The organism is Asticcacaulis sp. AC466, assembly GCF_000495815.1.
Lineage (GTDB): Bacteria > Pseudomonadota > Alphaproteobacteria > Caulobacterales > Caulobacteraceae > Asticcacaulis.
Genome location: NZ_AWGE01000005.1, coordinates 37,762 through 49,600 on the forward strand (window position 1 = coordinate 37,762; position 11,839 = coordinate 49,600).

The window sequence follows — 11,839 nt, forward strand, 5'->3', positions numbered from 1 at the left end:
TGACTATTTCAAGCGAAAATCACGAATATTAATCTTGTAGCGGTTGACCTTGTCGTAAAACGTTTTGCGCGGAAGCTTGAGGCGCTTCATCGCCTCCGCTGCGCTGCCCCGGCAACTCGACAAGGTTTCACGAAGCAGGGCCGCTTCGAAGGCGGCAACGCGCTCGGGCAGGCCCTGATCTGCATCGACCAAACCGGGTTCTGAGGCTGTCGCCACATCAAGACCCAAGGCGTATCGTTCGGCATATTGTTCCAGTTCGCGCACATTGCCGTACCAATCGTGCGCTTGCAGGTACCGCGCCACGTGCGCGGTAAGCGAGGGGACAGGGCGCTTAAGGCGAGAGGCGGCGGCAACGAGAAAATGCTGGAATAATAAGAGGATATCTTCTTTTCGGTTTCTGAGCGGCGGCACTTTGAGCGTCACACCGCTCAGGCGATAATACAGGTCCGCCCGGAATGTGCCGGTGTCTACCGCCTGGCTGAGATCACTTCGGCTGGAGGCGATGATGCGTAGCTCGATGGGGCGCGGCTCATCGGAGCCCAGAACCCATAGTTCGCGTGCTTCGACCACACGCAAAAGCTTGGCCTGAAGTGGCAGGCTCAGACCTTCGATATCATCCAGGAACAGGGTGCCCTTCTGGGCCTTTTCGATTTTGCCCATGCTTTTTCGTGACAGCGCCGCCCCGGCGTCCAGCCGCGCGCCGGATTCGACGCCAAACAGTTCGGCGGCGAAGATCGCATCGGGAAGCACCGCGCAATTGACATGTACGAACGGCTTGCCTCTTCGGTCGCTTTGGCGATGGATGGTGCGCGCCACCCGTTCCTTGCCGACACCGGTTTCGCCGGCAATCAGGATATCGACATCGGCCTCCGCTATTTGCGCGATCGTCTGGCGCAGGTGCTGCATGGCGGGGCTTTCGCCCAGGAGCCGGTCTTCGTCGTCTTGGGCGGCGGCGTAAAGCGCGCGGAGCTGCCGATTTTCAAGGGTGAGGCGACGCGCGTCAAGCGCCCGGCGCAGGGCGGCGGTCAGGGTATCCATCGCGAAGGGTTTGGTGAGAAAGTCGTAGGCGCCGTCCTTCAACGCCTTGACCGCCATGGGCACATCGCCATGACCGGTCATGAGAAGGACGGGAATGGCCTCGTCTATCGCCTTGATACGTTTGAAGACCTCAAACCCGTCCATGCCGGGCATGCGCACATCCGTAACGACGACGCCAGTGAACTCCGGGGTGAGCATCTTCAGGGCGTCGTGTCCCCCCGCAAAGGCGCGCGTGGCAAACCCGGCCAGTTCGAGACCCTGCACATGGGCGGCGCGCAGATCGTCGTCGTCGTCGATGAATACGATGGTTGCGGGCGAGGGGGCGTTCATATGGCCGCCTTCCGCAGCGAGACGATAAAGCGCGCGCCGTTCGCGACATCGATATCCGCCATCAGTTCCCCACCGAAATCGGACACGATGTCACGTGCAATGACGAGGCCCAGCCCCAATCCCTTGGGCTTGGTGGTCTTAAAAGGAATGAACAGCGCCGTTTTTATGGCGTCCGGCAGCCCCTGACCATTATCTTCGACGATAAGGCGCACGACATCCGCCTCATCCTCCAGACGCAGGGTCACGGTGGGGTTAGCGGCGGTCTCGACCGCTTCAAAGGCGTTTTGCAACAGGTTGACGAGGACCTGCTCGAGCCGGACGCGCTCCCCCCATACTCTAAGGCCCGCATCGATCCTCGGCCGCTGAAAACGAACCTTGTGAGACTTAAGGCGGCTGTGCGTCAGAAGGATCGAGCCCTCGACCGCCTCACTGAGCGAGGTCGGCTGGCTTTCGCCCGTCGCCTTCCGGGAGAAGGCGCGTAACTCACCGGTGATATGACCGATGCGATCGCTCATGCGCACGATGGTTTCAAGGTTCGCCTTGATCCCGGCGGGTTTCAGACCGCTCAGGGCGTTATCGGCAAGAACACGAATCGTCGCCAGTGGCTGATTGATTTCATGCGCCACGCCGGCGGTGATCTGGCCGAGTTGCGCCAGCTTGTTGGCCTGGACCAGATCGGCCTGCAAGGCGTTGAGCCGCGCCTGGGCGTTGCGCCGCTCCTCTATCTCCTCGGACAGTTTGTCATTGGCGTAGCGCAGGGCATGGGTGCGCTCGCCGACATCGCGCTCCAGGCGTGTGAGATAGGCCTGATCCGACTGTGCCTTTAGCCGCAGGTTCTCACGCCGCCGCAGGGTCCACAGGATCGCACCGGCGAGTAAAACTTCCAGAAGCAGCAGAATGGCCGATGCCGCCAGACCGGCCGTGCGGGCCGCCTCTGCAGATCGGTACACATGAAGTTGCCACCCGCCCATACCTTTGATGTCCAGGGCTTGACTGACTTGGTCACGCCCCGCGACCGGCGGGCTTTTGAAACGCCAAACGTCATGCGCCGTGACGATGACCTTGTGGTCGCTATCGGTCACGAAGGCCGTATCTTTCAGACGGCTCCAGTCAGCCTCAAGAGGATCAAACTCAAGCTTGACCACAACGACACCGATGACACGGCGGTCCGCCACAACGCTGTGCGACAGGAACAGACCCGGACGATGGCTGACCGTACCCAACGCAAATTCGGCCGCTTCTGTCTGCCGGATGGCGTCGGTGAAATAGCGACGAAAGCCGTAGGATGAGCCGACAAAACTTTCGGGCTGGGTCCAGTTGCTGGCGGCGACCGCCACTCCGTTCTTGTCGAGCAGATAGATGACGGCGCCATGCGTTTCGTGACGCAGGTTTTCAAGCTTGGCTGAGATGTTGTTAAGCCGCGTCGGATCCGAGGACACAAGGGCCGCCTGAACGTCACTGTCGGCGGCAAGGACGGCGGGGACGGCCCGCTGTTTGTCAATCTCACTTTGCAACGCTGACGCTCTGAGCTGCGCCGATGTATGTACGTCCTGCTTCAGACCATCCAGCGCCTGATTATAAACGAGATAGAAGGTGGCGACGACAAGGCTTAAGCCCACCACAACAGCGAGCGCCGAAAGCATCATGGCCCGTCGCGACAGACGCGCGAACGCTGCGAAGACAAATGGAGACTCGATCATGCCAGCAACTCGGCCTGTGTGAAAATCCGCACAATTAAGGCATGTGGCTGTGTGGATATCAATACAAATATGCGCGACCCTTTTAAGGGCGTCGAAATTATCTATATAAAATCAACATATTATGTCTTTCAAAAATTCCTTTGTGTTTATATTCCTTTGCCGCAAATACTCATTTCAGAGGCGCAGTCAAAAAGGCGCCAGGCGAGGAAACGCGGTAACACCCCATCGGGACTTACAGCTCAGCAACAGGAGACAGGCATGGCCTATAGTTCATCCGTATCGGCGCCCGGTGAGGCGGCCAAGAAGGGCAAGTGGTACAGCCATCTTTATCTACAGGTCATCGTAGCCATCACAGCCGGCGCCCTGATTGGCCATTTTTATCCGCAGACCGGTGAGGCGCTGAAGCCGCTGGGGGACGGCTTCATCAAGCTCGTCAAAATGATCATCTCCCCGGTGATCTTCCTGACCATAGTAACGGGCATAGCCGGCATGGGCAGCCTCAAGGGCGTGGGCAATGTGACCTGGAAAGCGTTCACCTATTTCTTCACTTTTTCGACCCTGGCCCTGATTGTCGGCCTGATTGTCGCCAATGTGGTCCAGCCGGGCCACGGCATGAATATCGACCCCAACACTCTGCACAACGAGAAGGTGGCCGAATATGCTGCCAAGGCGCATGAGAGCACGATTACGGGCTTTCTGATGGGGATCATTCCGGACACTTTCGTGTCGGCGTTCACCCAGGGCAATATCCTGCAGGTGCTCTTCGTCGCCATTCTCTTCGGCATCTCACTGATCCTGATCGGCGATACGGCCAAGCCGGTGGTTAGCCTTCTGGAATCGGTCAGCCACGCAATCTTTCGCATGGTGAACATCCTGATGAAGGCGGCCCCCATTGGTGCCTTTGGCGCCTTCGCCTTCACCATCGGCAAATATGGTATTGCCTCGGTCGTGAACCTGGCGGCGCTGGTCGGCACGTTTTATTTTACCTCGGCTCTGTTCATCATCGTGGTGCTAGGCGCCGTCGCCGCCTTCAACGGCTTTTCGATCTTCAAGCTGATCGCCTATCTCAAGGCCGAACTGCTGCTGGTGCTGGGCACGTCGTCGTCGGAATCGGCCCTGCCCAGCCTGATGGAGAAGATGGAAAAAGCGGGCTGCGCCCGGCCGGTCGTCGGCCTGGTCGTGCCGACCGGCTATTCCTTCAACCTCGATGGCACCAATATCTACATGACATTGGCGGCCCTGTTCATCGCTCAGGCCACCAATATCCACCTGACCCTTGAACAACAGCTTCTGCTTCTGTCTGTCGCCATGTTGTCCTCTAAGGGCGCGGCCGGTGTTACCGGCGCCGGCTTCATCACCCTGGCCGCCACTTTGTCGGTGGTGCCCACCGTTCCGGTGGCGGGCATGGCGATCATCCTCGGCGTCGATCGCTTCATGTCGGAATGCCGATCGATCACCAACTTCATCGGTAATGCCGTGGCGACCGTCGTCGTCAGCCGCTGGGAAAAGGCCATCGACATGGATGTCTTCAAAGCCGCGCTCAATGGCAAGCCGCGCACCATTCAGCCGGTTACCCAGGTCACCACTCTCACGCCCGGCCTCCAGGCCGGTGAGCAGAGCGCCGACTAGACCGGCAAGCCTCTGACGACCAAGCCCCGCCGATTTCGCCACATAACTCGGCGGGGCTTTCTTACCTGAAAACAAAACACACAGCCCACGGAGACGACATGTCGTACACCGAACCCCTTCGCTTGGCCGGAATTCTGGCCGTCACCCTCTGCGCAGCGTCGGCTCCGGCCTATGCCGAAGCGGTCGAACCTAAGCTGTCCGGCCAAATCACCCTTCTGTCCGACGGCATTTATCGCGGTGTCAGCCAGACGGACGGACAGCCGCAATATATTGCCGGTTTGCAGCTCGCCTACGGCAAGATCTTCGTCGGCACCCTGTTTAAATCCATGCGCGATCGCACGACCGGCGTCGACAACCAGACCCAGGCCCTGATCGGCTACAAGACCGCTTTCAAGGGATATGACGTTACGGCGCGTGCCATGTACAAGCAATATAATGGTACCAAGCCCGGCATCGACAACGCCTTCATGGAATATGACGTCAATATAGCGCGAAAATTGGCGCCCAACACGACGGCGCGCCTAAACCTGGCTTATAGCCCCGACAATTACGGTAAGGCCAAGGAAGCCACTTACGCCGAAGTTGCGCTTGAGCAAAAGGTTTTGCCCAACTTTAGTTTGCAAGCCGGCACGGGCTTTCGGCATAATTCGGGCAGCGTCGATTACAGCACCGTCCTGTTCGGTGCGACCTACACGACCAAGCACAAACAAAGTGTATCGCTGACCTTCACAAACACGGATCGTGGCGCGCTTGGCGACAAGTATGGCGACAGTCTTTTCCTAACGGTTTCGCAAAAGTACTGAGCTGTGGTCGAGATCTATTGAGGCTAGCCGTTGGCACGCGCGTTGGTAAGAAGAGTAGGAGACCTATTGGGCCGTGGAGCAATATTTCGCGATATAGTTATGGTGACTCGGCATCGTCTTAACGGCCGCGGCTTGCACCGATGCGATGTGCTCCATGTGCTTTTGCGCTTGTTCTGGGGATACACCCTCAGCGAGCGGGTCGTAAGCCTGCGGCACCAAACCTTGCCCGTCCATGACCGCAAGCCAACTGGTTTTGGAGAACAGGTCATCGGATTCGCGAAAGACACGTCCGGAATGGCGGTAAATGTCTATCCGTTCAGCGAGCGTATCCGGAATCGACATATTCGCAAGGGATCGCCAGTACTGGGTGTCACGTCTTTCCGTGGCGTGAAAATGCAGAATGATGAAGTCGCGAATGCTGTCATATTCGGTGGTCATCAGGCGGTTGTAGCGCCGAATGTCCGCGGGGTCGCAGCTTCGATTGGGTAGCATCTCCAACAGGCGCGCAATACCGGCTTGCACAAGATGGATGCTGGTGGATTCCAACGGTTCCATAAAGCCGCTCGCCAGGCCGAGCGCCAGGCAGTTTTTAATCCAAAATGCACGTTGACGGCCGGTGCGAAATTTGATCACGCGGGGCTCCGCAAGAAGATCGCCGGCTATATTTGTGGTGAGAAGATCCTGGGCGGCCTGGTCGGAGCTGTGTGCGCTGGAATAGACATATCCATTTCCCGTGCGATGTTGCAGCGGTATGCGCCATTGCCAACCGGCCGTACGCGATGTCGATGTGGTAAAGGGCGTCGGCGGCGCCATGTTTGCTGAAGGGGCCGCAACCGCCCGATCATTGGGTAGCCAATGGTTCCAGTCCTCAAATTTCGCGCCCATAACCCCGCCAATGAGCAGGGCGTGAAACCCGGAACAGTCGATGAAGAAATCCGCTTCGATGCGACGGCCATCCTGGGTGGTAACCGCTTCAATGAACCCGTCGTCTGGTCGTTGTGAGGTATGGGCAATACGACCTTCTATCCGCGTCACGCCGGCCGCCTCAGCGTATTTACGCAAGAACCGGGCATAGAGCGTGGCGTCGAAGTGATAGGCATAGGCCAGGTGCGCTAAGGGACCGCCGGCCCCGGCCGGTCGCATGAAACGCCCCATAGCGGCGGCTCTGGCGCAGACGGAGAAGTCGTTTAACGGACGCGGCGTACCCAAGTGGCGGCTGCGCTGCCACAGAGCTTCAAAAGGTACGGCTCCGGCATCGACACCATAAATTCCGAACGGGTGAAAATACCGATGTCCAATGCGCAACCAATCGACAAACTCAATGCCAAGTTTGAAGGTCGCCTGCGTCTCTTTCATGAACTCGACTTCATTGATGCCGAGCAAGGCGTTGAAAGCCAGAATGGGCGGTATTGTCGCTTCGCCGACCCCGACCGTGCCGATTTCCTCGGATTCAATAAGGGTGATGGCGGGCCCGGACTTTCCCAAGACCTTGGAAAGTGCATTTGCCACCATCCATCCGGCCGTTCCCCCGCCCACTATGACGATTTTTCTCAGGGGACCCGTCGTGGTCATTTCGATTCCGTTCAAAACAAAGAATGCGTCGCGGTGACCAGATTTCGGCGTTGTCATCGCCGTGTCAAGTCGAAGAAAAAAGCCGGCGCCGTCTAAAAGGCGGCGCCGGCAGGTGAGGAACAACCAAAGGGAGTTAGTAGGTCGCCCGTACAGATATGCCGAACCGACGATCGTTCATCGTGTATTGGAGAGGTTGGCCCGGTGTGTCGATATAGGTCACGCCCAATCGGTTCAGCAGATTGACGCCGTCAACCGACACGGAGATGTGCGAGTTGATATTGACGGAGATCGAGGCGTCCAGGGTCGCATAGGGGGCCTGATATTGCATGGTTCCATTGGCGCCGCTACCCGTCGTTGTATCGAAATACTTGCCGCGCCAGTTCCACGCCAAACGACCTGAAACCGGTCCCTTTTCATATAGGGCTACGAGGTTATAGCTGTCGCGGGACAGCTTTTCGAGCGGCAAAGACGTCGTAACCGGAGCGCCATTGACCGTCGTTGTGAAGGACGTATCGCTGTTGGCGTAGGTGTAGTTCGCCTGGACACCGAGACCGTTAAACGGTGAGGGTAGGAAATCGAAGAACTGCTGGTACGCAACCTCAAAGCCTTTGATGGTGCCATTGCCGGCGTTGGTAGACGTCGCCGTATCATAAGTCCGTCCACCGAATGTCCGGGGCACGTTATCGCCATAGATGAAGCCGTCGGTCTTTTTCAGGAAGACGCCACCGGTTAGAGAGCCATTCTGCGCGAAATACCATTCCGCCGTCAGGTCGTAATTATCGGAGGTGATCGGCTTGAGATAGGGGTTGCCTTGGCTTGCGCTGGCATGACCTGTTTTGGGGTTGATCTGGTTGGCGGCGCCGAGCGACAAATTGGTCGAGAGCTGATCGAAATTCGGCCGGCTGATAGCGCGCGAATAGGCGCCACGGAATTGCAGGGTATCGCTTGCCTTCACACGAACGTTGAAGGATGGCAGGACGGAGGTGTATTTGTTGGTTGTCTGAATCTGCTCTGTGGTGCCGTCAGCGTTAAACTGAGTGCCGACCGAGGCCAGCTTGGTTTGGACAACACGGACACCCATATTGCCGTCGACCGGGAACTCTCCGACCTGGAAACCGTAGTCGGCCGAAGCAAAGCCACCAAAAGTCTTTTCGTTAAGGGTCGTTATATCTGCCGGGTTGAAGGAAATTTGGCGTTGAGCGCCGACGAGCGCGTAGGTCGCACCCAGGCTATTCCACAGGCCGGAGCCAGCGACGAACTCCGGATAAAGGACACCGCCTGGCAGGGTTTTCTTGTCGAAGAAGTCGGGCGACGGCCCGAACTTGTAGAGTTGCGGCCACTGGCTAAGCGCAGGCAGCGCCGTGCCGTTGGGCTGAGAGCAACTCGGGTCCGCCCCGTTCGCGTAGAGACAGACGCCATGCCAGGTGCCGCGCAGATCGATATCGCTATCGGTCGCGCGAAGGCCGCCGTGGAGCTTTTTCAGGAAGCTGCCTTCCATTTCGTATTCGACATCGTAAGCGACGGCGGTCTGATCGGCCGTATTTCTCGTCAGCGAGTCGGCGATGTACGTCACAGTATATTTCGAGACATCCGTAAACGCCGCCGGATCGCTGACGTTCCACACCGGGTTCTTTCCGCGCAGATCGAAAGTAACGACCTCTTGGTTGGTTGCCGTGTTGGGGTTCTCGCCGGCCACCTTGTGCTGCGATAAGACAAGACCGTTGCGATCAGCATCATAGACCGACTGCAGGTATTGAAGATCGAACTGCATTTTCAGGCGAGAACTGACCTGCCACTTGGCATTCAATGTATAGTTGCCGGTGTGGGTTCTCAGCTCTTGGTCAAACCGGCCCGATTCATACGTTTGCTTGGCAATCGCGCCGCTTGTTGCATAGCCCTCGTTGTTAAAGGTCCAAGTTGCCCCCGCCTGAGGCGTGGGAATGGCCTCATTCGTTGTCGGATCCATCAGGTAGTTGTCGATGGGGTAGAAGTAAGCGCCGGTCCGGTCGAACTTGTAGTCGGTATACTGCGCTTGAGCCGTAATAAGCAGCGTGTCCGACGGCCGCCATTGGAAGGCAGCGGCAAGGCCCAGTCTGCGACGGTCGCCATTGTCATCGTAAATCTGGAAGCCGAGCGGAATTTTGCCGTTAGCAGGAAGACCGGAAACCGTGCCCGCCGTTGGGGCGACCTGCTGGCCAACGAGGATAGCATCCTGGCGGTAATCGCTTTTTCCGTAAACGGCGTTAATGAGCACGCCCATTTCGCCCAGGTTCGTGTTGAACCGGTTGCTGTACAAGCCAGATATCGCGCCGCCGTATTTATCCGCGCGGTCGTAATAATTGCCCTTCACCGTGGTGCTGATGACTTGGCCCGGAGCATCGAAGGGCAGACGGGTGCGCAGGTTGATCGCACCGCCGACGCCGCCTTCGACGATGTTGGCAGGGGGGTTCTTATAAACATCGATGCCGGCGAGCAATTCGGGCGGAATGCCCTCAAGGTCCAGCGCACGACTGCCGGCAGCGGAGAACACCGCGCGGCCATCGAGAAGGTTTAGAGTCTGGGTCAATCCTCGGATCGTAACGGCCGGCTGCGTGCGATGGTCGAAATCCGTGGCGCCTTCGCCGTAGCGGCGTTGGATCTGTATGCCTGTGATACGCTGCAAGGCCTCGGTAGTGTTGGCGTCGGGCAGTTTGCCGATATCCGTCGCCTGAACCGAATCGACGATTTGGTTCGAGTTCTTCTTGATTGCGGTGGCTGACCTAAGCGAAGCTTTCACACCGGTAACGACCACGACCGTCGCATCGGCTTTGTCTGGAGAGGGTTGCGGCTCGGCGCTTTGCGCCTGAGCGATGACCGGCAGCAGCAGCGCAGCGGCCCCGGCAGTCCCCATTAAGAGTGTCCTGTAGGCTCTGAATTTAGGCATAAATTGTCCTCCTGTTGTGGCGTGGGCTTTTTTCCCACTTATTGGCCCGTCCGCTTGAGCGGTGGTAGTAGAGCCTGGCAGTCCGTATAAATCGCACTTATTATTTTGGCAACACGCCAAATGTATTATAATTCAAACTCGCCGTCATTTTGTCTGAGTGTTGCCGATTGCACACATTCCCGTAAGGGTGCGCGAGTGGCGGCGGCTTGGAAGGTTTGTGAAATGTGACGACCTATTGCGTTGCGTCTGACAAGGGGTGGATATTGATTTGAGAATTTATAATCACACATAAATGAATTTCACGAAGCGCGTGACGTGGATGTGTGCGGCTGCGGGACGCGCAGTGGTCGCCTTCTCCGGTTGGGGCACGGTTCCGGCTTTGGGCCTTCCTTTCGCCTGATAATCGTCCGTTGCCATGGTTGGCTATCTTGCCGGGCATTAACGCGGATTATCGGTCTGGGATGTGCTGTGGGTGCCCGTGGGGAACTTTCTAATGCGATTAAATGAGCGGGCTGGGCGAGCCGTTGCTCGGATTGGCCCACCATCGCGTGACGCATCTCTCCAAAAATATGCGTGTAAGAAATAAGCGTGGTTGATCTTACTCATGCCCCAGGTGTCGCGGCAACGGATAGGGCGCGGACCGTTAAGTCGGGCGCAGCGTCTCACCCTCTTTTCAAAACCGCAAATAGGTCACGCTTTTATAAATCATACATATTGTGCGTGTGATTCTTATTTTCGGCGAGCCCTCACACCCAATGCCCGCACCCAGGACGAGCATCCCTTGATGCCAAAAGACTTTCGAATAATGCGTAAGTACTTTGCAAAAGTCGAAGTGAAATATTTTGGGCTTGCAATAATCGGATGCATCCCGCTTCAAAACACGGTGGCTGCAAAGCCGGTTTTTACAATCGCCCGGACTATTGACCGCATGCTCTTGTCTATACCGGGTGTCAGATAGCTTTCATGGTACGTGCTTATCACATGTAGTGAGCCTATTAGAGGCTGACCGCACCTTTGTAGTGGTATCGGATCGTTCAATCCTATTGCCAGCTCTTGCTCTCAGGTGTCGGCGAAGGCGCCGCCTTCAGCAAGGAAGGTTTTGACGTTCTCAATGTGCTGCCACATCGCCACGTAGGCTGCGTCGCCATCACGGCGGCGTAAAGCTTTGAGAATCGCCTCGTGGTCTGCGCCCCAGTTGTCGCGGTAATTTGCGTCCTTCACGCGTTCATGAAGACTACGCCACATAGGGCTATCATCGCGTCTATGCCACAACTGGTTGACGAGAAGAGCGAGTTCCTTGTTCTGCGTGGCTTGGGCGATGGCCATGTGGAATTGTATGTCCAGGGCTTCCTTCGGCTCCCCATAGGGAGCGCTACGATGGTTGGCCCAGGCCTGTTCAATGACGGCGAGGTCGCGGTCGGTAGCGTTTTCGGCCGCCAGTTTGGCAATGTGACTTTCAAACATTTGGCGAGCTTCGAGGAGCTCGAACGGGGCTGCCGGAGGCTTGCTCTCCAGAGCGCTTGAGGTCTCATATAGTCCGTCGTCTGGTGCGACGGATTGGTAGGCCGTTCGGGTAATGTAGATCCCGGAGCCTTGTCGCGGGTCGATGAGCCCCTTCACATCCAGCATGACCAGAGCATCGCGAATGACGGTTCGACCCACGTCGTACCACGCGGCTAGATCTCGCTCCGGCGGCAATCTGCCGGTCGAGTGAAATTCTCCAGCTCTTATTCTGTGAACCAGATCGTTTCCAATATCCTGGTAAGCGCGGCGCTCCTTAAGGGCTGGCCCGGCTTCCGGTGCCGGCTCATTTGCGCTCGGGACAAGTTTATCCATTTTAGTTT

Annotated in this window: 7 protein-coding genes; 2 read left to right on the forward strand and 5 right to left on the reverse strand. The window is 57.4% G+C overall.

Annotated elements, in window-relative coordinates:
• Nucleotides 1-3 precede the first annotated feature (3 nt).
• Together AEAC466_RS27585 and AEAC466_RS27590 are read right to left on the reverse strand one after the other, a co-directional pair.
• Nucleotides 4-1,368: a sigma-54-dependent transcriptional regulator gene (locus AEAC466_RS27585; protein WP_023456992.1), complete on the reverse strand. Its 1,365-nt coding sequence runs from the start codon at nucleotides 1,366-1,368 to the stop codon at nucleotides 4-6.
• Nucleotides 1,365-3,068 carry a sensor histidine kinase gene (locus AEAC466_RS27590; RefSeq protein WP_023456993.1) on the reverse strand — a complete coding sequence of 568 codons (1,704 nt, stop codon included), beginning with the start codon at nucleotides 3,066-3,068 and terminating at the stop codon, nucleotides 1,365-1,367. The genes AEAC466_RS27585 and AEAC466_RS27590 overlap by 4 nt, the downstream gene beginning before the upstream one ends.
• Nucleotides 3,069-3,326: 258 nt before the next feature.
• Here AEAC466_RS27590 and AEAC466_RS27595 point away from each other — a divergent pair, with 258 nt between their 5' ends.
• Together AEAC466_RS27595 and AEAC466_RS27600 are read left to right on the forward strand one after the other, a co-directional pair.
• On the forward strand, nucleotides 3,327-4,697 hold the full coding sequence (locus AEAC466_RS27595) for a dicarboxylate/amino acid:cation symporter (protein WP_031238259.1): 1,371 nt from the start codon (nucleotides 3,327-3,329) through the stop codon (nucleotides 4,695-4,697).
• Nucleotides 4,698-4,795: 98 nt separating this feature from the next.
• Nucleotides 4,796-5,500, forward strand: a complete 705-nt coding sequence (locus AEAC466_RS27600) for a TorF family putative porin (RefSeq protein WP_023456995.1) — start codon at nucleotides 4,796-4,798, stop codon at nucleotides 5,498-5,500.
• Nucleotides 5,501-5,563: 63 nt separating this feature from the next.
• On the opposite strand, the gene AEAC466_RS27605 is transcribed toward AEAC466_RS27600, so the two are convergent.
• The 3 genes from AEAC466_RS27605 to AEAC466_RS27615 form a co-directional block, all read right to left on the reverse strand.
• Nucleotides 5,564-7,129, reverse strand: coding sequence for a tryptophan halogenase family protein (locus AEAC466_RS27605; RefSeq protein WP_235074152.1), 1,566 nt, complete (start codon nucleotides 7,127-7,129; stop codon nucleotides 5,564-5,566).
• Nucleotides 7,130-7,205: 76 nt separating this feature from the next.
• Nucleotides 7,206-9,962, reverse strand: a complete 2,757-nt coding sequence (locus AEAC466_RS27610) for a TonB-dependent receptor (protein ID WP_023456997.1) — start codon at nucleotides 9,960-9,962, stop codon at nucleotides 7,206-7,208.
• A gap of 1,092 nt (nucleotides 9,963-11,054) precedes the next feature.
• Nucleotides 11,055-11,831, reverse strand: a complete 777-nt coding sequence (locus AEAC466_RS27615) for an FCD domain-containing protein (protein ID WP_023456998.1) — start codon at nucleotides 11,829-11,831, stop codon at nucleotides 11,055-11,057.
• Nucleotides 11,832-11,839 lie beyond the last annotated feature (8 nt).

What these genes read in the sequence shown, in the direction of transcription:
- AEAC466_RS27605 (WP_235074152.1), bottom strand. Translation starts at nt 7,129, where the DNA reads ATGACAACGCCGAAATCTGGTCACCGCGACGCATTCTTTGTTTTGAAC.
- AEAC466_RS27590 (WP_023456993.1), bottom strand. Translation starts at nt 3,068, where the DNA reads ATGATCGAGTCTCCATTTGTCTTCGCAGCGTTCGCGCGTCTGTCGCGA.
- AEAC466_RS27595 (WP_031238259.1), top strand. Translation starts at nt 3,327, where the DNA reads ATGGCCTATAGTTCATCCGTATCGGCGCCCGGTGAGGCGGCCAAGAAG.
- AEAC466_RS27610 (WP_023456997.1), bottom strand. Translation starts at nt 9,962, where the DNA reads ATGGGGACTGCCGGGGCCGCTGCGCTGCTGCTGCCGGTCATCGCTCAG.
- AEAC466_RS27585 (WP_023456992.1), bottom strand. Translation starts at nt 1,368, where the DNA reads ATGAACGCCCCCTCGCCCGCAACCATCGTATTCATCGACGACGACGAC.
- AEAC466_RS27615 (WP_023456998.1), bottom strand. Translation starts at nt 11,831, where the DNA reads ATGGATAAACTTGTCCCGAGCGCAAATGAGCCGGCACCGGAAGCCGGG.
- AEAC466_RS27600 (WP_023456995.1), top strand. Translation starts at nt 4,796, where the DNA reads ATGTCGTACACCGAACCCCTTCGCTTGGCCGGAATTCTGGCCGTCACC.